The organism is Caballeronia concitans, assembly GCF_001544615.1.
Lineage (GTDB): Bacteria > Pseudomonadota > Gammaproteobacteria > Burkholderiales > Burkholderiaceae > Caballeronia > Caballeronia concitans.
Window position 1 is genome coordinate 469,817 of record NZ_FCNV02000003.1, and the last position, 25,194, is coordinate 495,010.

The 25,194-nt window shown below is 64.2% G+C and carries 22 protein-coding genes; 10 read left to right on the plus strand and 12 right to left on the minus strand.

Annotated features, from left to right (window positions below):
• Window positions 1-17 precede the first annotated feature (17 nt).
• Window positions 18-1,664: a peptide ABC transporter substrate-binding protein gene (locus AWB72_RS11800; protein ID WP_052449937.1), complete on the minus strand. Its 1,647-nt coding sequence runs from the start codon at window positions 1,662-1,664 to the stop codon at window positions 18-20.
• 327 nt (window positions 1,665-1,991) lie between these two features.
• Window positions 1,992-2,465 (minus strand): VOC family protein, encoded by a 474-nt coding sequence (locus AWB72_RS11805; RefSeq protein ID WP_040050972.1) that lies wholly within the window; start codon window positions 2,463-2,465, stop codon window positions 1,992-1,994.
• Window positions 2,466-2,632: 167 nt separating this feature from the next.
• Here AWB72_RS11805 and AWB72_RS11810 point away from each other — a divergent pair, with 167 nt between their 5' ends.
• The 3 genes from AWB72_RS11810 to AWB72_RS11820 all read left to right on the plus strand — a co-directional run bounded on the left by AWB72_RS11810 (window position 2,633) and on the right by AWB72_RS11820 (window position 6,864).
• On the plus strand, window positions 2,633-3,394 hold the full coding sequence (locus tag AWB72_RS11810) for an SDR family NAD(P)-dependent oxidoreductase (protein WP_040050973.1): 762 nt from the start codon (window positions 2,633-2,635) through the stop codon (window positions 3,392-3,394).
• A 47-nt stretch (window positions 3,395-3,441) separates the two neighbouring features.
• On the plus strand, window positions 3,442-5,175 hold the full coding sequence (gene ggt, locus AWB72_RS11815; RefSeq protein WP_040050974.1) for a gamma-glutamyltransferase: 1,734 nt from the start codon (window positions 3,442-3,444) through the stop codon (window positions 5,173-5,175).
• A 288-nt stretch (window positions 5,176-5,463) separates the two neighbouring features.
• Window positions 5,464-6,864, plus strand: coding sequence for an NCS2 family permease (locus tag AWB72_RS11820; RefSeq protein WP_040051055.1), 1,401 nt, complete (start codon window positions 5,464-5,466; stop codon window positions 6,862-6,864).
• Between the two features lie 119 nt (window positions 6,865-6,983).
• Here AWB72_RS11820 and AWB72_RS28875 read toward each other — a convergent pair whose 3' ends face one another.
• The 5 genes from AWB72_RS28875 to AWB72_RS11840 all read right to left on the minus strand — a co-directional run bounded on the left by AWB72_RS28875 (window position 6,984) and on the right by AWB72_RS11840 (window position 11,272).
• Window positions 6,984-7,133, minus strand: a complete 150-nt coding sequence (locus tag AWB72_RS28875) for a hypothetical protein (RefSeq protein ID WP_159459358.1) — start codon at window positions 7,131-7,133, stop codon at window positions 6,984-6,986.
• Between the two features lie 143 nt (window positions 7,134-7,276).
• Window positions 7,277-8,398: a succinylglutamate desuccinylase/aspartoacylase family protein gene (locus AWB72_RS11825; protein ID WP_040050975.1), complete on the minus strand. Its 1,122-nt coding sequence runs from the start codon at window positions 8,396-8,398 to the stop codon at window positions 7,277-7,279.
• Window positions 8,399-8,490: 92 nt separating this feature from the next.
• On the minus strand, window positions 8,491-9,300 hold the full coding sequence (locus AWB72_RS11830; RefSeq protein WP_040050976.1) for an ABC transporter substrate-binding protein: 810 nt from the start codon (window positions 9,298-9,300) through the stop codon (window positions 8,491-8,493).
• Between the two features lie 118 nt (window positions 9,301-9,418).
• Window positions 9,419-10,504, minus strand: a complete 1,086-nt coding sequence (locus AWB72_RS11835; RefSeq protein ID WP_040050977.1) for a calcium:cation antiporter — start codon at window positions 10,502-10,504, stop codon at window positions 9,419-9,421.
• A gap of 336 nt (window positions 10,505-10,840) precedes the next feature.
• The gene (locus tag AWB72_RS11840) at window positions 10,841-11,272 is read right to left on the minus strand and encodes an OsmC family protein (protein WP_040050978.1); all 432 of its coding nucleotides are present in this window, start codon (window positions 11,270-11,272) and stop codon (window positions 10,841-10,843) included.
• A 419-nt stretch (window positions 11,273-11,691) separates the two neighbouring features.
• Between AWB72_RS11840 and AWB72_RS11845 the strand changes: the two genes are divergently transcribed.
• The 3 genes from AWB72_RS11845 to AWB72_RS11855 all read left to right on the plus strand — a co-directional run bounded on the left by AWB72_RS11845 (window position 11,692) and on the right by AWB72_RS11855 (window position 13,674).
• Window positions 11,692-12,450: a hypothetical protein gene (locus tag AWB72_RS11845; RefSeq protein ID WP_052449938.1), complete on the plus strand. Its 759-nt coding sequence runs from the start codon at window positions 11,692-11,694 to the stop codon at window positions 12,448-12,450.
• Window positions 12,451-12,454: 4 nt separating this feature from the next.
• A complete protein-coding gene (locus AWB72_RS11850) occupies window positions 12,455-12,880 on the plus strand; it encodes a DUF4279 domain-containing protein (protein WP_244285594.1) in 426 nt (141 codons plus the stop codon).
• A 143-nt stretch (window positions 12,881-13,023) separates the two neighbouring features.
• The gene (locus tag AWB72_RS11855) at window positions 13,024-13,674 is read left to right on the plus strand and encodes a DsbA family oxidoreductase (protein ID WP_040050980.1); all 651 of its coding nucleotides are present in this window, start codon (window positions 13,024-13,026) and stop codon (window positions 13,672-13,674) included.
• Window positions 13,675-13,695: 21 nt separating this feature from the next.
• Here AWB72_RS11855 and AWB72_RS11860 read toward each other — a convergent pair whose 3' ends face one another.
• A complete protein-coding gene (locus AWB72_RS11860; protein WP_040050981.1) occupies window positions 13,696-14,598 on the minus strand; it encodes a flagellar brake protein in 903 nt (300 codons plus the stop codon).
• Window positions 14,599-14,766: 168 nt separating this feature from the next.
• The gene (gene ypfJ, locus AWB72_RS11865) at window positions 14,767-15,639 is read right to left on the minus strand and encodes a KPN_02809 family neutral zinc metallopeptidase (protein ID WP_040050982.1); all 873 of its coding nucleotides are present in this window, start codon (window positions 15,637-15,639) and stop codon (window positions 14,767-14,769) included.
• 418 nt (window positions 15,640-16,057) lie between these two features.
• Between ypfJ and AWB72_RS11870 the strand changes: the two genes are divergently transcribed.
• The gene (locus tag AWB72_RS11870) at window positions 16,058-17,461 is read left to right on the plus strand and encodes a cytochrome ubiquinol oxidase subunit I (RefSeq protein WP_087128094.1); all 1,404 of its coding nucleotides are present in this window, start codon (window positions 16,058-16,060) and stop codon (window positions 17,459-17,461) included.
• Window positions 17,462-17,465: 4 nt separating this feature from the next.
• Window positions 17,466-18,467 carry a cytochrome d ubiquinol oxidase subunit II gene (cydB, locus tag AWB72_RS11875; RefSeq protein ID WP_040050984.1) on the plus strand — a complete coding sequence of 334 codons (1,002 nt, stop codon included), beginning with the start codon at window positions 17,466-17,468 and terminating at the stop codon, window positions 18,465-18,467.
• Window positions 18,468-18,887: 420 nt separating this feature from the next.
• On the opposite strand, the gene AWB72_RS11880 is transcribed toward cydB, so the two are convergent.
• Window positions 18,888-19,940, minus strand: coding sequence for a permease (locus AWB72_RS11880; protein ID WP_040050985.1), 1,053 nt, complete (start codon window positions 19,938-19,940; stop codon window positions 18,888-18,890).
• A gap of 28 nt (window positions 19,941-19,968) precedes the next feature.
• The gene (mnmH, locus tag AWB72_RS11885) at window positions 19,969-21,036 is read right to left on the minus strand and encodes a tRNA 2-selenouridine(34) synthase MnmH (protein WP_040050986.1); all 1,068 of its coding nucleotides are present in this window, start codon (window positions 21,034-21,036) and stop codon (window positions 19,969-19,971) included.
• 135 nt (window positions 21,037-21,171) lie between these two features.
• Here mnmH and AWB72_RS11890 point away from each other — a divergent pair, with 135 nt between their 5' ends.
• Window positions 21,172-22,560, plus strand: a complete 1,389-nt coding sequence (locus AWB72_RS11890) for an ethanolamine ammonia-lyase subunit EutB (RefSeq protein ID WP_040051057.1) — start codon at window positions 21,172-21,174, stop codon at window positions 22,558-22,560.
• Window positions 22,557-23,327 (plus strand): ethanolamine ammonia-lyase subunit EutC, encoded by a 771-nt coding sequence (eutC, locus tag AWB72_RS11895; RefSeq protein ID WP_040050987.1) that lies wholly within the window; start codon window positions 22,557-22,559, stop codon window positions 23,325-23,327. The genes AWB72_RS11890 and eutC overlap by 4 nt, the downstream gene beginning before the upstream one ends.
• On the opposite strand, the gene AWB72_RS11900 is transcribed toward eutC, so the two are convergent.
• Complete coding sequence (locus tag AWB72_RS11900) at window positions 23,324-25,186, minus strand: sigma-54-dependent Fis family transcriptional regulator (protein ID WP_040050988.1); 1,863 nt, start codon at window positions 25,184-25,186, stop codon at window positions 23,324-23,326. The genes eutC and AWB72_RS11900 overlap by 4 nt on opposite strands.
• Window positions 25,187-25,194: the final 8 nt, after the last annotated feature.

Genomic DNA, 25,194 nt, shown 5'->3' on the forward strand with positions numbered 1-25,194 from the left:
GAAAAGGCTCCTGTGCGTCAGTGCTTGACGATATAGAGATCCTTGCTGCCGTAATGATCCATCGGATTCTTCAGCGAATACCCGCCCACATAGCTCTTGACGAGACGCGGCAGGCCGTATTGCAGGAGCGGCAGCATCGGATAGTCTTCCATCACGAGTTTCGCCGCTTCGGTCAGCAATTGCTTGCGCTTCGCCTGATCGACCGTTTCGCTGGCCTGCTGGATCAGCGCGTCGGCCTTCGGACTGCAGTTGAAGTTGTCATTCTGCGTCGATTTGCATTGCACGAGTTGAAGGAACGTCGTGGCGTCGTTGTAGTCGGCCACCCAGCCGTTGCGCGCAATCTGATAGTCGCTGTCATGACGCTTCTTGAGCAGCACCTTGAATTCCATCGATTCGATGTCGGTGGCAAGGCCGAGCTTCGTCTTCCATTCGGACGCCGCGAAGATCGCCATCTTCTTGTTGTAGTCGCTCGTGTTCATCGCGAAACGCAGCTTCGTGCCCGGCTTCACGCCCGCCTGCTCCAGCAGCTTCTTCGCTTCCGCGACGCGCTTTTCCATGGGCCACGACGCCCATTCGTAATTCGACACATCCGCGCCGCTCACGCCCTTCGGCATGAGGCCGTACATCGGCACCTGGCCGTCGGCGGTGACGCGCTGCGCGAGCAGATCACGGTCGATGACCATCGAGAGCGCCTTGCGCACGCGCACGTCCTTCAAGAGCGGATCGCGATTATTGAAGCTGTAGTAGCGCGTGCCGAGCACGAGCGAATTGCGCGTGTCGTTCGGGAATTGCTGGCGATACTTCGCGTAACTGCCCGTGGGGAGTTGATACGTCATGTCGTTGTCGCCGGACTGGAACAGCTTGACGTCGGTGTTTTCGTCCTCGACCGGCAAATACGTCACCTGCGTCAACTGGACGTGATCCTTGTCCCAGTAGTTCGGGTTCTTCGTCAGCACGAGCTTGCTGTTGACCTGCCAGTCCTTCAACTGGAACGGCCCGTTGGTCACAATATTGCCGGGCTTCGTCCAGTCCTTGCCGAACTTCTCGACGGTCGCGCGATGCACCGGCCCGAGGTTCGGATTCGACATCAGTTCCGGAAGGAACGGCACGGGGCCGGACGTGCGGACTTCGAGCGTGTAAGCGTCGATAGCGCGCACGCCGAGCGCGCTCGCGGGCTTCTTGCCCGCGACGATATCCGCGCCGTTCAGCAAGAACGGGCCGTACACGTTTCCGTATGACGACGCCGTTTTCGGATCGATGAAACGCTGGCAGCCGTAGACGATGTCGTTCGCCGTCACGTTCTGCCCGTTCGACCAGCGCGCGTTCTTGCGCAGATGGAAGATCCACGTGGTCGAGTCTTTCTGCTCCCATTTTTCCGCGACGCCCGGCACTACCACGCCGTCGCCGTTCGTGACGGTAAGGCCCTCGAACAAGTCGCGCCCGAGATTGGCCGCGCCGACGGATTCGACGAGCGCCGGATCGAGCGTCTCGACTTCCGAGCCGTTATTGCGCACGAGTTCCTGCTTCGCGGCGAGCGTGACGCCCGGCGGCACGACAGCGGCCGATGCCGCGGCCGGCAGCGTCAGCGCGGCGAGCGCGAGCGCCGATCCGGCAGCGGCCAGTGTCGTGCGATTGAAGAGCGTGAGTGCTGCGAATGACTTCATCGAATTTCTCCTTCTTTGTCTCGTTCTAATGCTTGTTTTCTAGCTTGTGGTGCGCCGTCGCGTTCATCGAAAAGAAACGCGCAGGCAGGCGAAACCCGCGTCGCAACACGATTAGCGTGCCTAACGACGCGCCGTTCCCGAACGCCTTTTGGAAGTTTCCTTACGGCTCTGAAACGCCTCGCGGCTGGGCGCGAGTATTTCTTATCAATAAGACAGATGCCACCCGCCCGGGCCCAACATGACCAAATGTTTCGAATTTTCGTCCGGTCGGGCGAGAAGGTCAGCGCAGGGTATTCGCGCTGGCCTCGATCGTCACGACGCGGTTCTTCAGGCGCCGCCGCCGAACAGCCGCTCGGCGCGTGCGCGCAATTCGTCGGGCGCAACGTCCTCCTTGTGCGTCGCGATCCACCACACATGGCCGAACGGATCGCGCAGCTTGCCGCCGCGGTCGCCATAGAACTGATCTTCGACCGCCCGAAGAATCACCGCGCCCTCGTCGACCGCGCGTTGCACGACAGCATCGACGTCCTCGACGTACAGATGCAGCATCACCGGCGTTCCGCCGACCGCGAGCGGCCCCTTCACGTCCATCTCGGGAAACTCGTCGCTGAGATAAAACGGATGGCCGCCGATCAGCAGTTCCGCATGCCCGATGCGCCCGCCCGGCTCCTGCATGCTGAACACTTCCGTGGCGCCGAAAGCCTTCTTGTAAAAGTCGATGGCCGCGACGCCGCCCGCCACCGCGATGTAAGGAATCACGCCCTGACGGCCTTCGGGGATGGGATCGACCTGAGCATTCATGAGTGCCTCCTGGTTCGGCTAGGTTGAGCGCGCGCCGGCGATGCCCCGCGACGCAATCGTCATGGTGCCGTTTTCGCCGCGAGGTGGCAAAGCGGCAATTTGGCTTCATACTGCCGAATGCAGCATCCGTTTACATCCCTTCATCGAGCGTACACATCGGAGCAGACATGCATGATTTGAAAGGAAAGTCGGTTCTCATCACAGGCGCAAGCACGGGCATCGGCGCAGCGGCGGCCCGCGCGTTCGGGCGCTACGGCGCGAATGTCGCGGTTCACTACAACAGCTCGAAGGACAAGGCCGAAGAAGTCGCGAAGGACGTGCGCGCGCTCGGCATATCGGCGATCACGGTCGGCGCGGACGTGCGCAATTCGAAAGCGATCGATGCCGCCGTCGCGCAGACCATCGAAGCGTTCGGCAAGATCGACGTGCTCATCAACAATGCGGGCGCCCTCGTGAAGCGCGAGCCGATCGCGTCCGTCACCGACGAGCTCTTCGACGAGATCATGCACATCAACGCGCGCTCGGTCGTCGCGTTCACGCGTGCGGCGCTGCCGTCGCTGCGCGAAGGCGGCGGCGGCTCGATCATCAATGTGACATCGGTCGCGGCGCGCAACGGCGGCGGCCCGGGCGCGCTCTTGTACGCGGCGTCGAAGGGCTTTGTCAGCACGATCACGAAGGGCATGGCGAAGGAACTGGTGGCCGACCGCATCCGCGTGAACGCCGTCGCGCCGGGCGTGATCGAAACGCCGTTCCACGAACGCTTCACGACGCCCGAGCAACTCGACGCGTTTCGCAAGGCCATTCCGATGGGCTTCGTCGGCGAGCCGGACGATTGCAGCGGCGCGTTCCTGTATCTCGCGTCGGAGGCGATGTCGCGCTACGTGACGGGGCAGATCATCGACGTCAACGGCGGCCAACTGATGCCGTGATCGTGGTATAAGCCGTAACTTCATGTCGAGGAAGGAGAACGCAGGAGATGCCGTTGAAACAGGAACATCGCTTTCGATCCCTCGCGCTGACGGCCGTTGCCGCCGCCGCGTTCAGCGTGGTTGGCTTCGTCGAAAGCACGCCCGCCTATGCGAAGACGTCGGACACGCAGCCGCAAGCGCTGACCGCCTCGGCGGTCGCCGTCGCCGACAAATACGCCGCTGACACCGCCGAGCAGATCTTCAGGCAAGGCGGCAATGCCGTCGATGCCGCCGTCGCCATTGCATTCACGCTGGCGGTCACGTACCCGGAAGCGGGCAACATCGGCGGCGGCGGGTTCATGACGCTTTACGTGGACCATCGGCCGTACTTCCTCGACTATCGCGAACGCGCGCCGATGTCCGCCACGCGCAACATGTATCTCGATGACAAAGGCGAAGTCATCAAGGGCATGAGCCTGTACGGGCATCGCGCGGTGGGCGTGCCGGGCACTGTCGACGGCATGTGGGAGGCGCAGAAGCGCTTCGGCAAGCTGAAGTGGAAACAGGTGCTCGCGCCCGCCATCAAATATGCGGAGAACGGCTTCGTCGTCGACGATCAGCTGATCGAGCGGCGTGACCGCGCCGCGAAAGACTTCGCCGGCAAGACGAATTTCGATCTGTACTTCGGCAGCATGAAAGCCGGCCAGACGTTCAAGCAGCCGGATCTCGCCGATACGCTCCAGCGCATCTCCGACAAGGGCGCGAAGGGCTTCTATCAGGGCAAGACAGCCGATCTGATCGCCACGTCGATGACGGGCCACGGCCTCATCACCGCGCGCGATCTGAAGGAGTACAAGGCCGTGTGGCGGCAGCCGGTGGTGGCGAGCTGGAACGGCTATCGAGTGATTACCGCGCCGCCGCCGAGCTCGGGCGGCATCGGCCTCGTGCAGTTGCTCAAGATGAAGGCCGACCTGAAGGACAAGTTCGACGGCGTGCCGCTCGATTCGGCGCAATACATCCATCTCGTCGCGGAAATCGAGAAGCGCGTGTTCGCCGATCGCGCGCAATATCTCGGCGATCCGGACTTCTACAAGGTGCCGGTCGCGCAACTGATCGACGATGACTACATCCTGAAGCGCGCGCAGGAGGTCAATCCGGAAACGCCTTCGGACACGAAGAGCGTGCAGCCGGGCCTCGGCACGTCGATGCCCGAGAAGGCCGAGACGACGCACTTCTCGGTTGTCGACAAGTGGGGCAACGCGGTGTCGAACACGTACACGATCAACGGCTACTTCGGCTCGGGCGTGATCGCGGAAGGCACGGGCGTCGTGCTGAACGACGAGATGGACGATTTCTCCGCGAAGCCGGGCGTCGCGAACATGTTCGGCGTGGTCGGCAGCGATGCCAACGCCATCGCGCCGCGCAAGCGTCCGCTTTCGTCGATGACGCCGACCATCCTCACGAAGGACGACAAGGTCGCGATGGTCATCGGCACGCCGGGCGGATCGCGCATCTTCACGTCGATCTTCCAGGTGCTGTCGAACGTGTACGACTTCCAGATGCCGCTGGCGGAAGCGGTGGGCGCCACGCGCTTCCATCATCAGTTGCTGCCGCCGAACACGATCTTCCAGGAGCCGTTCCATCAGCTCGACCCGGATGTCGTGAAGCAGCTCGAAGACAAGGGCTACAAGTTCTCGATGCAAGGCTTCAATGGCGATATCCAGGCCATCCGCATCGACGACACCACGCCCCAGCCGATGTCCGACCCGCGCGGACGCGGCGTATCGCGCGTGATTCAATAAACGCTTCGAACCGGACTAGGCGTTTGCCCTAGTCCGGTCTTCTCTCCCCTCGCTGCAACGCCCTTCCCGCTTGACCGCTCAGAAATATAAGAATGTTCGCATGAGCGGAATGTTTTTCACGGGATTGGACCTCGTATCCCATTGACCTAGTCTTTGCGTGACCGAGTGCAGCCTGCTATGCGATGCACGCGGCGACATCGACAAAATCATACGAGACGACCCTGACGACGGAGCCGCCGTGCGCGCGCGGGCATCCGTTTCAGCGTGCTGATAAAGGAGCAGCTCATCATGTTGGAATCTCCCGCCCAGCAGCTTGGCGACATCCCTTCCGCTGACGTCGCCGACGACGTGCAGTCGGCGCGCGGCGGCTTCATCGACCGCTATTTCGGCATTTCCAAAGCCGGCAGCACGCAGAAACGCGAAGTGATCGCGGGCGTGACGACGTTCCTCGCGATGGTCTATTCCGTGTTCGTCGTGCCGGGCATGCTCGGCAAGGCGGGCTTCGACACGAGCGCGGTGTTCGTCGCCGTGTGCCTGACGACCGCGTTCGGCTCGCTCCTGATGGGCGTGTGGGCGCGGCTGCCCATCGCGATCGGCTGCGCGATCTCGCTGACCGCGTTCACCGCGTTCGGCCTCGTGCTCGGCAAGGGGCTGTCGCCCGCGGTCGCGCTGGGCGCGGTGTTCCTGATGGGCATCGTGTTCACGGCGATCTCCGTGACCGGCGTGCGCTCGTGGATCCTGCGCAATCTGCCGACGGGCGTTGCGCACGGAACGGGCATCGGCATCGGCTTGTTCCTGCTCTTGATCGCATCGAACGATGTCGGGCTGATCGTGAAAAATCCCGCGCCCGGCATGCCCGTTTCGCTCGGGCACATCACGGCATTTCCGGTGCTGATGTCCGTGCTCGGGCTTGCCGCGATCTTCGGCCTGGAGCGCCGGCGCGTGCCGGGGGGCATTTTGCTTGTGGTGGTCGGCTTGTCGGCAATCGGGCTGATCTTCGATCCCTCGGTGCGCTTTCACGGCATCTTCGCGTTGCCGTCGCTGTCCGCGCCGGGCCATGCTTCGCTGATCGGCGCGATGGACATCAAGGGCGCGCTCTCGATGGCCGTGCTGCCGAGCGTGCTCGCGCTGGTCATGACCGCCGTGTTCGACGCCACCGGCACCATTCGGGCAGTCGCGGGCCAGGCGGGGCAAATCGACGCGAACGGGCGCATCGTGAACGGCGGCCGCGCGCTGACCGCGGATTCGCTCAGCTCGATTTTCTCGGCGTGCTTCGGCGGTGCGCCGGCGGCGGCGTATATCGAATCGTCGGTGGGCGTGGCGGCGGGCGCGAAGACGGGGCTGGCTGCGAGCGTCGTCGGCGCGCTCTTTCTCGCGGTGATGTTCCTCTCGCCGCTGGCGGGCCTCGTGCCCTCTTACGCGACGGCGCCCGCGCTGATGTACGTCGGCCTGCTGATGCTCGGCAACGTCTCGAAGCTGCATATGGACGATACCGTCGATACGATGTCCGGCCTCGTGTGCGCGGTGTTCATCGTGCTGACGGCGAATATCGTGACGGGGATCATGCTGGGATTCTGCACGCTCGTGATCGGGCGCGTGGTCGCGGGCGAGTTTCGCAAGCTGAATGTGGGGACGGTGGCGATCGCGGTGGTGCTGGCGGTGTTCTATTTGGGCGGATGGGCGATTTGACGACGAGTCGTACCTACCGGCCCGAAAACGACAAAGCCCCCGAAAGCATGTGCTTCCGGGGGCTTTGTCCAATACTGCTTTCGATACTGCCTGCTGCTTTTGACCGGGCGCGAGGCGACTTACTTGCGGCGATACGATTCGACGAGGATTTCGCAATTCTGCAGATGCAACTGCAGCGCGCGATTCCATTCGCGACGCACCGCAGCCTTCGCTGCGCGTGCCCAGGAACCAAACGAAACGAGCACTGATTGTTGAGCATTGGTCTTCATGAGCGTCTCTCAGGGTAACTAGCTAGGGGATAACCCTAACTATACGCCGATCATGCTGCATTGCAACCTAATTTCACAAAAGATTGCAGCGTTTGCTGAAAAGCGACGGTCAGTTTTGCCGCTTCATCGCTCCGGGAACGCGCTCACGGCACCAGCAAGTCGCCGTGACGCGCCGCGCCCTCGCCCGCGATCCGCGCGACGAGCATTCCCGCCGTCGCGAAGCGCGTCCAGTGCCGCGCGTACAGCACGCCGTCCGTCTGCGCAATGAGCGGCACGAGCCGGTCGTCGAGCGGATCGAGGATTTCGGCGACCGTATCGCCCGCGCGGACGTGATCGCCTAAATCGCGCGAATGCAGGATCACGCCGGATACGGGTGAATGCACGTAATCGCAACCGGCGAGCGGCGTCGCGGGATGACGCAGCGCGGGCGGCTCGGGCGCGTCGCCCGCGATCAGGCCTGCGTGCGTCAGGTAATCGACGATCGCCTGGGCATCGCGCGCGGCCATCTGCTGCGACACGTCGCGCACGCCGCGCAGTTCCAGCGTGACCGGCGCGACGCCCATCGGGATCGGGAAGCGCGCGCCGCACGCGCCGCGCAGATAACGCCACGCCGAGCCGCATGTTTCGTCGAACGGCTCGCCGCCCGACACATCCGCGACCAACTGCGCCTCGCTGCCGAGAAACCGCGCGAGCGGCTCGATGCCCGGCCACGCGTCGGGCGTCGTGTAGAGATGCGGGACGGCTTCCCAGTCGCAATGCAGGTCGATCACGAGGTCCGCGTCGCACGCAAGGCGCGTCAGCGCGATCCGCTGCGAATCCAGTTCCGTCGCGCCCGTTTGCGCCGCGAAATGCTCGCGCAGCGCCGCGCGGATCAGACGCGCGTTGTGCGCGGCGTCGTCGGTCAAATGGCCGTCGAGTTGCGTCGCCAGCGCGGGGCCGGGATCGGAAAAGCGCCGGTTGTAGTCGTGCCCTGATCGCATGTCGAAGCGGCCCATGTGCGCGCCGAACCAGTGCTGGTTGAGCCCCGCCGGATTCGCGAGCGGCACGAGCACGATGCGCGCGCGAAGCCGGCCCGCCGCCTCCAGTTCCGCGAACCGCCGCTTGAGCATCCACGCGACGACGGCGCCCGGCAATTCGTCCGCGTGCAGCGATGCCTGGATATACAGCTTCGGCGCCGCGTCATCGTCGGGGCCGAAGCGATAGCTCGTGATCGTCCGCTGCGTACCGAGCGACGCGCCGGCGAGCGGATGGCTGCAAACCTGCATCGGCGGAAGTCCTTTTAAAAATCACGCGAAAAAAAGAAAGGCACCGCAAGCGATGCCTTTCCATGACTGCGCTCATAAGCGCCGATTGGCGATTACTGAATCGAGACGTCGGTCTCGAAGTACTTCGCCATGATGCGCTTGAACGTGCCGTTCTTTTTCAGTTCGGCGAACGCGTCGTTCAGGCCTTTCTGCAGATCGGCGTCGCCCTTGCGCAAGCCGATGGCCGTGCCCGGACCGATGATCGCCTTGTCTTCGACGATCGGCCCCACGAGCGCGAACGGCTTGCCCTGCGGCTTCTTCAGAAAGCCGATGGCGGCTTGCGCGGCGTCGGTGAACATCGCGTCGATACGGCCCGCGACAAGATCCGACTCGACCTGCTCTTCATCGCCATAAGCCACGATCTGCACGCCTTGCGGCTCCCACTTCGCCTTCGCATACCGTTCCTGCACGGTGCCCTGCTCCACGCCCACGCGCTTGCCCTTCAGCGCCTGCGCCGTCGGCAGAATGCCCGATCCCGCGCGCGCGACGAGTTGCGCGTGCGTGTCGTAAAGCGGGTTCGTGAAGTCGATCTGCTTCAGACGCTCTTCGGTGATGCCCATGTCGGACAGCACGGCGTCGAACTTGCGGGCCTTGAGGCCGGGAATCATGCCGTCGAAATTGTTTTCGACCCACACGCATTTGACCTTCATCTGCGCGCAAAGCGCATTGCCCAAGTCGATATCGAAACCGACGAGCTTGCCGTCGGCCTGTTTCGATTCGAACGGCGGATACGACGGATCCACGGCGAAGCGGATCTGCGTGATTTCCTTCGCGTGCGCGGCGAACGACGTGGCCGCGAGTGCGGCGAGCATCGCGCGCAGGGCGAACGATGCGGTCTTGCTGGCGAACTTCTTGTGCGACATTCCAATCCTTCGAGACTTGCGATAAATGCTGGCGCGCGATGCCGTCATGGAGCCCGAGCACGGCGCGCGATGAATCCCTTGCGGGAAAACCCTGAATGGTAACAAAACGGCACAGCGGTCACGGCACGACCGAGAGAAACAGGAACGCCGCGAAGATGACGAGATGCACGACGCCCTGCAGCACCGTCGAGCGTCCCGTGCCGAGCGTGATGACGGACACGAGCAGCGTGAGCGCGAGCATCGTGATTTCCTTGGGCGCGAGGCCGAGCGAGATCGGCTGACCCATCGCGATCGACACGACGGCGACCGTCGGTATCGTCAGGCCGATGCTCGCGAGCGCCGAGCCGAGCGCGAGATTGAGGCTCGTCTGGAGGCGGTCGAGCCGCGCCGCCCGCAGCGCCGCGAGTCCTTCGGGCAGCAGCACGAGCGCGGCGATCACCACGCCGACCACCGCCTCGGGCGCGCCCGCCGCCGCGACGCCCGCCTCGACCGCCGGCGAAAGCAGCTTCGCGAGCCCGACCACCGCCACGAGCGAAACCATCAGCAGCGCGAGTGCGAACCATGCCTCGCCGTTGGTCGGCGGCGGCGCGTGCGGCGCGTCGGCTTCGGCGGCGGTCTGCTTCGCGGCAGTCGGCAGGAAATAATCGCGATGACGTATCGTCTGCACGAACACGAACGTCACATACAGCACGAGCGAGATGATGCCGACGAAAACCAGCTGCGACGTGGACAATGCCGGCCCCTCGACCGTGCTCGTGAAGTTCGGCAGCACGAGCGTCATGACGGCCAGCGCGCAGAGAATGGCGAGCGCCGCGCTCGCGCCTTGCAACTGAAAGTCCTGCACGTGATGCCGCAAACCGCCGACGAGCAGGCACAAGCCCACGATCCCGCTGCTGCAAATCATGATCGCGGCGAACACGGTGTCGCGCGGCAGGCCGGCTTTTTCCGGGCCGCCGGACAGCATCACGGAGACGATCAGCGCGACTTCGATCACCGTAACTGCGACGGCCAGCACCAGCGTGCCGAACGGCTCCCCGACGCGATGCGCAACCACTTCCGCGTGATGCACCGCCGCGAACACCGCGAGCGCCAGCGCGACCGCCGAAAGGCCGGTCAGCCATGCGCCGTGGATGAACGCGGCGGCGGCGAGCACGACGATCGCGGCAATCGGGCTAAGGACGGTCCAGTCGAGCTTTGATTTCATCGGCGTTCCGGGTGGGTCGGTGGATAGGCGCCGGCTCGTGGCGAGGCGGCGAAGTGGTCCGACCGCCCCGCGCAGCAAGCGTGCGATGAAAGCGCCGCGGCAAAGGGCCACATGCCATCGGCATGATAGCCCCGTGGCAAGGCGGCGGACGCACGCACGGCTTACGTCTTGACGGTGCAATCCGGACGATTGGTACAGATGTGAAAAGCGGAAACGGCCCGCGCACTCGATCGCCTGCGGCCAAGCGACAGCAATACCTAGACGCACGAGATTGCGCAAGAAAAAAAGGCCTGCGGCATGGATGCGCGCAGGCCGGCGTTGCGAACGCTACGAATGTCAGGATTCGAGTTGCGCGTTCAGCGTGATCTTCGCGTTGCCGGCGAACAGCTTCGAAACCGGGCAGCCTTCCTTGGCGGCCTGCGCGGCCTTGTCGAATGCGGCCTTGTCGGCGCCCGGAATCTTAGCCTTCAGGTCGAGCTGGCACGAGGTAATCGAGAAGCCTTCGCCGTCCTTTTCGAGCGTGACCGTCGATTTCGTTTCGAGGCTTTCGGCCTTCATGCCGGCCTGTTCGAGTTGCAGCGAGAGCGCCATCGTGAAGCAGCCCGCGTGCGCCGCGCCGATCAGTTCTTCGGGATTGGTGCCCGGGCCATCCTCGAAACGCGACTTGAATCCGTACGGCGCTTCGTTGAGCACGCCGGTTTGCGTCGAAATGAACCCCTTGCCATCCTTGATGCCGCCGCTCCATTTTGCCGATGCAGTCTTTTGCACGAGAGTTCTCCAAAAAATGGGATTGCGATGACCGGCAGAACCGGCCTGACTACTGCCTTTCGCAGCGCCGACCAAGCGCACGCACCGTGCCCGGTGCCGCTGACGTGACGACGTGACGACGTCATCGCGTTCATCGTAGCGGAACGGGATTCGTGGCGCACCCGCCGTGCGCCGATGGTTAGAGTCGAGTCGACAGGGGTTTCCAACGGCGGCGCGGCGGACGCCATCGCTCAGGAGAAAGTGTCGGCTCTTTGCGTACCTCAGGTTCCTCGGCATTTCGGAGAATTCGCCTTTCGCTCGTGATGCCGTGGTACGCATCATGATGCGTTCACGCCGCGCTACCTGCATCGCTGGCTCATCGCGCAGGCGTGGGCTCGCCTCTCACCTGGGCTCCTTCGACAGTACTGCCAGAGGCGAACTTGCAAAACTCGATACGGATCGGAAGTCGCTCGCTCGCGCTTTATCGGCGACGTGATGCAGTGTTCGCGCGCCCGAAGGACCGAGAAAGGGCATCGCAAGCGGCACGCGCTTTCCTGGCCGACTCGTTCAGATGGGAACACGATCACGCATTCATTTCTCGCGTGTGCGCGCTACTCGAACTCGACGAGGACGACGCACAGAACGCTCGATGGAGGGTGCGGCGCGCAATCGAATCGGGCGAGTTGGTGACGGTCCCGGATCGGCCGAGCAGTGGCCTGCGCTGCAGTCGCGGCGACGATGTGCCGAGGCCGCGCTCGTTCACGTTCACGTTCACGTTCACGTTCACGCCGTCACAATTGTTCGCTCGCGGGGCGAGTGTCGCGGCGGCCGTTCGTGCGTTCACGCCTCCGACGCTGCCGAGACTGCCCGCCAATGATTTCTTCGCAATCGTGGCGGCAGAACCGGGCGACGTGCTGCCGGATGGAAGGATCGCCACAGCGTTGAGCGATGCAGCGCCGTTCGATTATGTGCCGGACGAGCTGAGCGACGGTGCCATTGACGTTGCCGCCAGCACGAACAACCCACGCTACGCGGCCAAGATGCTTGGCTACGACGACACCACTTTCAGCGACATGATCCATGCAATCAAGCCACAGAATGGCCTGAGACCATCCGACAATCTGACGTTCTACGACGACGGAAGTGTGGCTTTCAAAGGTCGTATGCTGGACGACAACATCCATAACTATGCGCCCTGAGATCATGACGACAAACAACGTCCGGGCTATCGCTCACGCAACCTTTATCATCTCCGGAACCGATGTCATTCCCGATGTGTGGACGGCCTATTTCGGCGTGCGCCCGAGCCGGGAAAGCATCAAGGGGCAGCGCTTCGTCTTGCCTTCGGGAAAGCTGAGCCAGCGGCCGGCAACGCTTGGTCTGTGGGGTATCGGAAGCAAATCGATCATTCATAGCGACCAACTCGCTCCCCATCTTCGTTACCTTAAGAGCTACCTGGCGTTACCGCGCGGCGATCTGCGCGACCTCGCGGCGGCGCAGGGCGCGACAGTGGCTTTGTGGTGCTACTGGTTCAACGAGCCAGGACACGGCGCTCCAGACGTGCCGGACGACATCCGGGCGATGATGGGAGCGCTCGGCGGCACGATCGAGCTAGACGAGTACCAGTAGCAAGCGCTGCCGGAATCGCAATGGCGCACGCCGGCCGACATGGCTGCGCGGGGTCGTGAGTGGACTGAGGTCAAGACGAAAGTCGGCTAAAATTTCGGACGATGTTTTGAACGAATTTTGAACGGCATCCGCCGAAGCCTTATATGACAAGCCCTCTTCTGTACGTCGACGTCTGGTCGGATTTCGTCTGTCCCTTCTGCTACCTGGAAACGCCGGTGCTCGATCAGTTGCGCAACGCGTACGGGGACGCCGTCGAAATTCGCTGGCACGCGTTCGAACTGCGCCCCGAACCGGCGCCGCTGCTCGATCCGAACAGCGAGCGCATCGTCGATGCGTGGGAAAAATCGGTGCGTCCGCTCGCCGACGAGCGCGGTCTGCTCATGCGTATGCCGCCGGTCGCGCCGCGCAGCCGCAAGGCATTCGAAACGGCGCTGTTCGCGCGCGAGTCGGGCCGCTACGACGTCGTGCATCGCGCCATCTTCAAGGCGTATTTCGAGGAAGGCATCGACATCGGCGATACGGATGCCCTCCTCGACATTGCCGCGACCTGCGGCATCGATCCCGAACTGCTGGAAGAATCGCTCGACGACGGCACGTACACCGACCTCGTCATCGAGGACGAAGAGTTCGCGAAGAAGCTCGGCGTGAGCGGCGTGCCGTTCGCCGTGCTCTCGCGCGAACCCGCGCCGGGCCAGGAACCGCCGCCGCCCATCGCGCTGCGCGGCGCCGCGCCAATTCAACACTACGAAGCCGCCATTGAACGGCTCTTTCCGGACGGCTTTCCCGGTAGCTGACCTCGACGAGCGCAGCGCCTGCTAGCTGTGCTCCGCCATGAACGACTTCAGCGCGATACGCTGCGACGGCTCGAGCGCCTCGAATTCGAGCCCGTACGCCGCGCCCGGCGCACCCGATTCGGCCGGCCCCACGTGCCGCACGATCGCAATGGTATCGATCTGCACATCGACGCCATCCGTGCTGAAGCGAAACGACAGATTCAGCCGATCGCCGGCGGCCGCCGTCGCGGCGGGCACCGACAACGACATGCCGTACGGGCTGATGTCCGCCACGCGGCCGAGTTGCGGCACGGCGCTCGTCGCGGTTTCCATCGTGAATCGCGCGCCGAGCCGGGTCGGCATGCGCGCGAACTTGCGGGCGCGCAGACGGCGAATCAGGCCCGGCGCCGATAACACCACGTAGTTGAACGGCTCGCGACTCGTCGCATCGACGGTGCATGCAAAGCGGAACACGCCACGCCCGGTCAGCGCGATCAGATCGACCTGCTCGCCGCGCGTCAGTTCGAGCGGCGCAAAGCCGCTCATGACCGGCTGCGTGATGAAAAGCGAGCGCTCGCCATTGCGCCGCGGATTCGAGAAGCCGATGACCCGGCTTGCGTACATCAGGGAGCCGGATACGCCGCTTCCCCTCAATCCGACGCGCCCGCCAATGGCAAGGTTCATGTCTTCGAGCGTCGGCGGGCCATCGCCTGGGGAATCAGTAGAGATGGTACGCCGCGCCGCCTCTTGCGAAGAACGATGCGGCTGAAGCTGAACGCAGAGGAACGCGCGCGCGGTTTCGTCGGGGACGATGGTGCCGCTTTCGAACAGGACCGCGCCTTCGGGCGACAGGATCGGCCATTCGAGCGGCGCGTTCAGGGGAATATCGGCTGGGTTGAGGCGAACGAGAGCCGGTCGTTTCTCAAGGACGGGTTCTGCGAGCATTGGTTCGGAATAGTAAGAAGATTCTTAGGTTTTTTCAGAATCGTCCCGATTGACGGCGTTTTCGTCAAGCGTTTTTCGGTAACCGTTACGTCGCAGAGCCAACATCGCTCAACATCGGTTATTCATACCGTTTTTATGCGCATAAACATCGGCGTCTAACAATAAAAATTAAAGACTTTGCGCTGAATAGGTGTCGCATTGGCGTATGTCGCCGCTGGTCAATCCACGTCGCAACCACCGCTGGCGCTGCGCGCTCGTCCCGTGCGTGAACGCCTCCGGCACGACGCGCCCTTGCGTCTGCTGCTGCAGCCGGTCATCGCCGATGGCGCCCGCCGCGTTCAGCCCCTGCTCGAAGTCGCCCGGCTCGATCAGCTTCGCGTTCTGCTGCTGTGCCACCGCCGCCCAGACGCCCGCGAAGCAGTCCGCCTGCAACTCGACCCGCACCGACAACGCGTTCGCCTGCTCGCGCGACATCCGCGCGCGCGCCCGATCCACCTTGTCCGAGATGCCGAGCACGTTCTGCACGTGATGCCCGACTTCGTGCGCGATCACGTACGCCTGCGCGAAGTCGCCGCTCGCGCCGAATCGATCGCGCAGCTCGCGATAAAAGGACAGGTCGATATAAACGTTGCGGTCCGCCGGGCAATAGAACGGTCCCATCGCGGACTGGCCCATGCCGCAACCGGTCTGCGTGCCGCCCGTGAACATCACGAGCTTCGGCGCCGGATAGTCCTGGTTGAACTCCGTGCGAAAGATGTGCTGCCATGTGCGCTCGGTGTTGCCGAGCACGCGGCGCACGAACACCGCGCCGGCATCGTGCGCGGGTTCGGCGTTGCGTGGGGCGGCCTGCTGCTGCGGCGCGTTACCGTGTAAAACCTGCGCGCCGTTGATGATCGTCATCGGATTGATGCCGAAAAAGTACGACGCAGCCAGCGCCACGATGATCGTGCCGATGCCTATCGTTCCCCCGCCGATGCCGATGCCGCCCGAGCCGCGCCGGTCTTCGACGTTCTGACTTTCCGCTTCATCATCGAGGCGCATGTTGATTCTCCGTTGTGTTCGCGCGTCGCGCGCTTCTTAAAAGCCAATATCGTACCTGCGCGCCGTGGGCTTTCCTTGCGGTCCGCAAGTCAAACTTCGTTGGCCGATTTCGTCCGCAACGCATTGCCGAATGCCGATGAAAACGCGTGATGCAGTGCGGTCGATTGTCGCGAAGAGCACGCGCCGCGCCTGACACCGCATCACATGCGGTCATCTTGAAAAACGATAAATATCAAGCCGCTAGCGACGATAAGCCCTTGAAACTGCGGCATTTCCGCGCAATCGACATAACTGACGCAGCGCAACACTCGGCGAAATTCGGCGCTAAGCTCCGGCCCGTCAACTGACGCATTTGTCGAAGCACAGGACCGGCCCGGCCTTCCAACACGGGCGCGTGAATTTCAAAGCACACGTCATCATGCACTCGACTCCCGAAGCAATCGATCTGGCGCGGATCCAGTTCGCGTTCACCGTATCGTTCCACATCATCTTCCCTGCCCTGAGCATCGGGCTCGCGAGCTTCATCGCCGTGCTCGAAGGCGCGTGGCTCAAAACCGGCAAGCCCGTCTACAAGGAGCTGTGCCTTTTCTGGTCGAAAATATTCGCCGTGGCGTTCGGCATGGGCGTAGTCTCGGGCGTCGTCATGGCATACGAGTTCGGCACCAACTGGGGCGGCTTCTCCAGCTTCGCCGGCCCCGTCACCGGCCCGCTGCTGACCTACGAAGTGATGACCGCGTTCTTCCTCGAAGCGGGCTTCCTCGGCATCATGCTGTTCGGCTGGAACAAGGTCGGCCCGAAGGCGCACTTCGGCGCGACGCTGATGGTCGCCATCGGCACGCTCATCTCGACCTTCTGGATTCTCGCGTCGAATAGCTGGATGCAGACGCCGCAAGGATTCCGCATCGAAGGCGATCACGTCGTGCCTGTCGACTGGTTCGCGATCATCTTCAATCCGTCGTTTCCCTACCGGCTCGCGCACATGGCGATCGCGGCGTTCATCGTGGCCGCGCTGGTCGTGGCCGCGACGGGCGCGTGGCATCTGCTGAAAGGACGGCGCGACCCCGCGATCAAGAAGACCTTCTCTATGGCGCTCTGGCTGCTGCTCGCACTGACGCCGATTCAGGCGATCGTCGGCGATGCGCACGGCATCAACACGCGCGAGCATCAGCCGGCGAAGATCGCGGCGATCGAAGGCTTGTGGGACACGGAGAAAGGCGGCACGGCGCTGAACGTGTTCGGCATCCCCGACATGGAGGCGGAAACGACCAAGTACGCGGTGAAGATTCCGCATCTCGGCAGCCTGATCCTCACGCATAGCTGGGACGGCGAAATCCGCGGCCTGAAATCCTTTCCGAAGGACGAGCGTCCCAATTCTACGATCGTCTTCTGGAGCTTCCGTGTGATGGCGGGTCTCGGCGTGCTGATGATCGCGATGTCGGTGGCGTCGTGGCTGCTGCATCGCAAGCGCAAGCTGTTCGAAGCGCGCTGGTTTCATCGCTTCGTGTTGCTGATGGGCCCGAGCGGTTTCGTCACGCTGCTCGCGGGCTGGGTCACGACGGAAGCGGGCCGTCAGCCGTGGGTCGTCTATGGCGTGATGCGCACCGCCGATGCCGTCTCGCCCGTCACCGCGCAGCAGGTCGGCGTGTCGCTCATGGCGTTCGTGATCGTCTACACGATCGTGTTCGGCACCGGCATCTACTACCTGCTCAAGCTGCTGCGTCAGGGCCCCGCGCTGCCGGGACAGACGCCGCACGAACCGTCACCCGAAGGCACCGCGCGCCGGCCGCTTTCCTTGCCCAACCAGTCCATCGAAGGAGCATGAGAACATGGACCTGACACTCGCGTGGGCCGCAATCATCGCGCTCGGCCTCTTGATGTACGTGGTGCTCGACGGCTTCGACCTCGGCATCGGCATTCTCTTTCCGTTCTTCCCTGAGCAGCACGACCGCGACGTGATGATGAACACCGTCGCGCCCGTCTGGGACGGCAATGAAACGTGGCTCGTGCTCGGCGGCGCGGGCCTCTTCGCCGCGTTCCCGATGGTTTATTCCACCGTGCTTTCGGCGCTTTATCTGCCGCTCGTGCTGATGCTCGTGTGCCTGATTTTTCGCGGCGTGTCGTTCGAGATTCGCGCGAAGGCCACGCGCACGAAGCATATGTGGGATCTCGCGTTCATCGGCGGATCGGCGGGTGCGACGTTCTTTCAGGGCGTGGCGCTAGGCGCGTTTCTCGAAGGCATTCCCGTCGCGGACGGGCGCTTTTCCGGCGATGCCTTCGGCTGGTTCACGCCGTTTGCGATCTTCACGGGCGGCGCGCTCGTCGTCACTTATGCGCTGCTGGGCGCATGCTGGCTGATCGCGAAGACGGAAGGCGATCTGCAGCGGCGGATGTATCGCGTCGTGTGGCCGCTGACGCTTCTGCAACTCGCGACGATCGCCGTCGTCAGCGTATGGACGCCGTTGCTCGATGCGGGCATCGCGTCCCGCTGGTTCGATTCGCCGCTGTTCTATCGGATGCTGCCCGCGCCGGTGCTCGTCGCGGCGTGCGCGTGGGCGATGCGCCGGTCGATCGAATCGCGGCATGAGAAGCGGCCGTTCGCCGTGGCGCTGGGCTTCGTGCTGCTCGGCTATGCGGGGCTCGTGGCGAGCATCTCGCCGCACGATATTTTTCCTGGCGTATCGATCTGGGATGCGGCGTCGCCGCGGTCCAGCCAGCTATTTACCATCGTCGGCGCGGCGGTCATTCTGCCGGTTATCGTCGCTTATACGACTTTGGGTTATTGGGTATTCAGAGGGAAGGTGCGTCATGGCGAACATCACTATCACTGAGCGGTCCCGTTCTTTCTGGACGATGCGGTTTCGCAAAGTATTTTGGTTCGTCGCGTTGTGGGTCGCCGGGGTCGGCGGAGCCATGCTGCTCGCACTGCCGTTCAAGTTGTTGATCAGGTGGGGCACTTCGGCGGGGTTTTGAGGCTGCGTTCCTTTTTGCGGCAACGGGCGGCTCTTTCAGTAGCCGCCTCCCCGGCGGAGGGGTCACTTTCTTTGCTGCTGCAAAGAAAGTAACCAAAGAAAGCAGCTTTTTTTCGAACCGCCCTAAGCATCAATCCGCTGGTCACTTCGCAGACAATCGGTGGCACTCAGCTTGACACAGCCCTGAATCACCTTCCACGCCCACTGAGCGCAACGTCAGCCGAGCCCCCTGGCTCGGCTAAAACCGATCTTGCGTTTTTCCAAGCGCTTTTTTCGCACTCAGAACCACCACGCCGCAATCGCGCCGCCGACGATTCCGAATATCACCACCGCCGCCGCAACAAACGCCAGCACCTTCCTCGGGAACGATCGCCCCAGCATCGCCAGCGACGGCACGCTCACCGGCGGCAACGTCATCAACAACGCGCCCGCCGGACCGGCCGCCATGCCAAGCGACAGCATCGCCTGGATAATCGGCACCTCGCCCGCCGTCGGAATCACGAACAGCATCCCCGCGACCGCGAACGCCACGATCCACAACGCGCCATTGCCGATATCCGGCCCAATGTGCGGGAACAGCCACGCGCGCGCCGCGCCCAGCAGCAAAACCAGCACGATGTACTCCGGCACCAGCCGCAACGTCATCCGGCCAAGAATCTTCAGCCAGCGCGTGAATGCCGTGCCGGGATCGTCCTCGTCGATCAACTTCGACAACGCCTCGCGGGATGCCGCCGCCTGCGCCGGCGTCACCATGCGATTCACCGCATAGCCAAGGCCGAACACCATCAGCACGCCAAGCACTAGGCGCAAGCCCGTCCATTGCCAGCCCAGCACGAAGCCCATGAACACCAGCGCCGCCGGATTCAGCACCGTGTTGCCCAGCCAGAACGCGATGGCCGCGCCCGGCGCCGCCTGCCGCGCCCGCAAGCCCGCGACGACCGGCGCCGCGCAGCACGTGCACATCATCCCCGGCAAGGACATCAGGCCGCCGTTCACCACGCTCCCGAAGTCATGCTCGCCGAGCGCGCGCGCCACCCAGCGCGGCGGAATCAACGCCTGCACCGCCGATCCGAGCAAAAGGCCAAGCACCATCGCCTGCCAAATGGCCTTGCCGTACGCCATCGCGTAATCGAGTGCAGCCTGCCACGACGGCTCGGGCGCGCTCGCGGCCGTGCCCATCAGGATCGACTTGCCGATCGAATGCTGGCTCGCCGCGACGAACGCGCGGTTGTAGTACGGAAACCATTTGACATGGAAAAGGCCTACGACCGCGATCAGCAGGAACACCATCCAGCCGAGCGCGACGCGAGGTTGTCGGAACGTGGTCATCATCTTTATTTCGTCGAGTGGAACAAGAAACTTAGCCGAGCGCGGGAGCCGTCTCGGACAATTGTGCAAGCAGCGCCTTCGCCTGATCGAGGCTGTCCGCGTCGTTCGGACGGAACAGCATGTGCGCCGCCTGAGGCAACTGCGTGTAAAGCGCGCGGCTGCTGCGGCCGTAGGCCGGATCATAGTGCCGGTCGATCAGCTCCGCGAAAAGCTCGGCGCGCGCGCCTTCATCGATCAGGCGATGCCAGTGCGCCACGCGCTCGCGGCTATGCAGCGCGACGAGCTTCGCCAATTGCGTCTTGAAATGCGCGGGATCGTCGAAGAGATGCGCGTAGTCCTGCAAAAGAAACGCGATGCGGTCCTCGCGGCGCGCTTCGACTTCGACGCACGCAGCGGCGTGCAGGCTGTCGAGCAGGGAATCGGGCATCGTGATCGCGCCGATGCGCCGCCCTTCCGCCTCGATGAAAACGGGCCGCGCCGGATCGAAGCCGCGCAGCGTCGCGACGAGCGCCGAATCGAACGCTTTCTGCGACGGCTGATCGCGCCCCGGCAGCGCGCCGAGCAGCGAACCGCGATGCGACGCCATCCCTTCCAGGTCCAGCACCTGCGCGCCCGCCTGCCCGAGCGCCTGCAGCAGCCGCGTCTTGCCACTGCCCGTGTGGCCGATCAGCGCGACATAGCGATATTGGCCGGGCAGCGTCGTCAGCCGGTCGAGCACGTCGCGCCGGTAACTCTTGTAGCCGCCGTCGAGCTGACGCGCCTGCCAGCCGATCATGTTGAGCCACGTCGTCATGGCGCCGGAGCGCTTGCCGCCGCGCCAGCAATAGACGAGCGGCCGCCAGTTGCGCGGCCGGTCGGCGAAAAGCGTGTCCAGATGACGCGCGATATTGCGCGCGACCATCGCCGCGCCCACGCGCGTCGCCTCGAACGGCGAGACCTGCTTGTACATCGTGCCGACGATCACGCGCTCCTCATTGTCCAGCACCGGCGCGTTGATGGCGCCCGGAATGTGGTCCTCGGCGAATTCGAGCGGCGTGCGGACATCGACGATATCTTCGAAATCGCCGAGGCGATCGATAGGAACGAGCAGGTTTTTCACTTGAAAATCAACGGGAACGAGGCGGCGGCGAAGCCTGAAATTATCGCACGGCTCGGCTTTTCGCTTCAGCGCCCGATTTTTGCGACGGAACGCGTTACGGTTAAAGTGACAGGAACACCGGTCCGGGAAAAAGCGATGAGCTACCACGAGACGATCGGCGCGCGCCGCTACCGCTTCGACGACCTGAAGACGCTGCTCGCCCGCGCGAGTCCGCAGCGCTCCGGCGACGAACTCGCGGGCGTCGCGGCGGCGTCGGAGGAAGAGCGCGTCGCCGCGAAAATGGCGCTCGCGCAGGTGCCGCTGCGCGCGTTCCTCGACGAGCCGCTCATCCCCTATGAAGACGACGAAGTCACGCGCCTGATCGTCGATACCCACGACGCCGACGCTTTCGCGCCGATCGCGCATCTGACCGTCGGCGAGTTCCGCGAGTGGCTGCTGTCGGACGCCGCCGATACCGTCGCGCTCGAGCGCATCAAGATGGGCGTGACGCCGGAAATGGCCGCGGCCGTGTCGAAACTGATGCGCAATCAGGATCTGATCGTCGCCGCGAAAAAGCGCCCCGTCGTCACGCGCTTTCGCACGACCATCGGCCTGCCGGGCCGGCTCTCGGTGCGTATTCAGCCGAATCATCCGACCGACGATCCGAAGGGCATCGCCGCGTCCATGCTCGACGGCCTCTTTTACGGCTGCGGCGATGCCGTCATCGGCATCAATCCGGCATCGGACTCGCCCGCCGCCATCGCCGCGCTGCTCACGATGATGGACGACTTCCGCCAGCGCTACGACGTGCCGATGCAATCGTGCGTCCTCACGCACGTCACCAACACGATCGCCGCCATCGAGCGCGGCGCGCCCGTCGATCTCGTGTTCCAGTCGGTCGCCGGGACGGAGCGCGCGAACGCGGGCTTCGGCGTATCGCTCGCGCTGTTGCAGGAGGCGCGCGACGCGGCGCAATCGCTGGCGCGCGGGACCGTCGGCGATAACGTGATGTACTTCGAAACGGGCCAGGGCAGCGCGTTGTCGGCGAACGCGCATCACAACGTCGATCAGCAGACGTGCGAGGCACGCGCCTACGCGGTCGCACGCCGGTTCGATCCGCTTTTGACGAACACAGTGGTCGGCTTCATTGGTCCGGAATATCTCTACGATGGACGCCAGATCATCCGCGCGGGGCTGGAGGATCACTTCTGCGGCAAGCTGCTCGGCGTGCCGATGGGCTGCGACATCTGCTACACGAATCACGCGCAGGCGGACCAGGACGACATGGACACGCTTCTGACGCTGCTCGGCGTCGCGGGCGTGAACTTCATCATGGGCGTGCCCGGCGCCGACGACGTCATGCTGAACTACCAAAGCACCTCGTTCCACGACGCGCTGTACATCCGCCGTGTGCTGGACCTGAAACGCGCGCCGGAATTCGAGGCGTGGCTCGCGAAAATGCGCGTCACGGATACGCACGGCGCGCTGCTTTCCGCGCACACGCAAGCGCAAACTCAACCGCTGCTCGACTGGATCGACGAATGACGATCGAACCGAATCCGTGGGAGGCGCTGCGGCGCTTCACGAACGCGCGTATCGCGCTCGGGCGCGCGGGCAGCAGCCTGCCGACCGCGCCGTTGCTCGCGTTCCAGCTCGCGCACGCGCAGGCGCGCGATGCGGTACATCATCCTTTGGATACGGCCGCGCTCGCCGATGCCATCCGCGCCGCCGGTTTCGACACGCTCGAAGCCGCGAGCGCCGCGCCGGATCGCGACTGTTATCTGCGTCGCCCGGACCTGGGCCGCACGCTCGACGATGCCAGCGCCGCGCGCCTCGCCGCGCACGCATCGGAGAACGATATCGTGTTCGTCGCCGCCGATGGCCTCTCGGCCGTAGCGACGCAGCGCCACGCCGCGCCGCTGCTCGCGAAGCTGCGTCCGATGCTCGACGGCTGGGCGACCGGTCCCGTCGTGATCGCGACGCAGGCGCGCGTTGCGTTGGGCGACGGTATCGGTGAGCTTTTACGGGCGCGGATCGTCGTGATGATGATCGGCGAGCGGCCGGGCCTGAGTTCGCCCGACAGCCTCGGCCTCTACGTGACGTACGCGCCGTGCGCGGGGCGCAGCGATGCGGAGCGCAACTGCATATCGAACGTGCGGCCCGAGGGACTCGGCTACGACGCCGCCGCGTTCAAGCTGCACTGGCTGCTGAACGAAGCGCGGCGGCTGAAGCTCACCGGCGTGGCGCTGAAGGATCACAGCGGCGCGCTGGCCTCGCCATCGAACGTGGGGAAAATCGAAGGAAGCGCCTAACTCCGCAACTTGCGATACACCGTCGTGCGCGATACGCCGAGCGCCCGCGCCGTCGCCGATACGTTGCCGCCATGTTTTTCGAGCGCCGCCGCCACCGCGCTGACGGCGATATCGGCGAGGCGCGCATCGCTCGCGGACGGCGACGGCGCTTGCTCCGGCGGCGCATCGTCGAATTCTTCGAGAAAGTCGCGCGGAAGATGCTCCATGCGAATGCATGTGTCGTGATCGTCGAGCATGGCCGAAGCCGTGCGCAGCACGTTGCTCAACTGCCGCAAGTTGCCCGGCCAGCGATGCCGCTCGAACAGCGCGAGCACGCTTTCGTCGATGCCGATTGCACGCCCCGCGCAGCCATCGACGGCGAGCAGCCGATGCACGACCGCGCGCAGATCGCTGCGCGCGCGAAGCGGCGGCAGCGTCACGGACAGCCCGTTGACGCGGTAATACAGGTCTTCGCGGAACGTGCCCGCCGCGACCTGTTCGCGGAGCTTGCGATTGCTCGCGCAGATCAGCATGAAATCGACCGGCGTTGCGCGCGCCGCGCCGAGCGGCTCGACCACGCGTTCCTGAAGCACGCGCAACAGGCGGCTTTGCAGCGCGAGCGGCATGTCGCCGATTTCATCGAGAAAGAGCGTGCCGCCGTTCGCCTGCACGATCTTGCCGGTGGCGCCGCGCTTCGCCGCGCCGGTGAACGCGCCTTGCGCGTAGCCGAAGAGTTCCGACTCGATCAGCGTTTCCGGCAGCGACGCGCAATTGACCGCGACGAACGGTCCCGCGCGACGCGGCGAATCGGCATGAATCGCGCGTGCGAGCATTTCCTTGCCCGCGCCGGTTTCCCCGCCGATGAGAATCGGGATCGGCTTGCCGATGACCTTGCGCACGCGTTCGACGATATCGCGCATGTGCGGATCGCCGGTGCAGAGTTCGAGCAGCTTCGATGGCGACGACGCGGGCTGCGCATTCCGGCTGGGCGTCGTGAAGGCGCGGCGCGCATCGAATCGCACGCTCGCGAACACGCCGACGCCGTTGTGCAATTCGAGCCGGCACGTCTCGCCCGCGCGCGCGATCAAAACGTCTGCGCTCGCGCCGAACAGCGACGCAAGCGTCTGCGCCCGCAGCCGCCCGAGTTCGATGCCGAGCTGAAACTGCGCGCTCCGGTTCGCGCTGAGCAGGCGGCCGTCGAGATCGAATACGGCGATGCCTTCCATCAACGTGCCGATGAACTCCGGGCGGCTATGAAAATGGATGCGCAAGCCTTCGCGGAACGCGCTCGCGATCAGCCGGTTCTCGATCATCTGCCCGGACATCTTGACGAGCGCCATCGTGTGCTGATGGTAGCCGCGCCGGTCGCCGGTCACGTCGAGCACACCGCTCAGGTTGCCGAGCGGATCGAGGATCGGCACGCTCGAACAGGTGAGGAAATGATTCGCGCGCAGATAGTGCTGATCGCCGTGAACGGTGACGGCATCGCGCTCCGCGATGGTCGTGCCGATCGCGTTCGTGCCCTGCTGCGCCTCGCTCCAGACCGCGCCCGCCCGCAGCGCGACTTTCTGCGCGCGGGCGAGGAAATCGTCGTCGCCGAGCGAATGGAGGATGAGACCGCTCGCATCCGTCAGCGCGATCATGCTGTGCGTGTTCGCGATCTGCGCGTAGAGCGTCTCCATGACCGGCAGCGCGTGAGCGCACAGCGTGCGGCTCTCCTCGAGGCTCGCGGCCAGTTGAGACGCACTCAGCACGGCATACTCGGGACGCATCGTGGCGATCAGGCCGAACGTGGCCGAGCGCTCGTGAGCGTGGCGGATGACGTCCTGCTGCACGACGTCGCGATGCGCCGGCCGCAAAGCCGCGCCGATGGCATGCATGGGCTCCT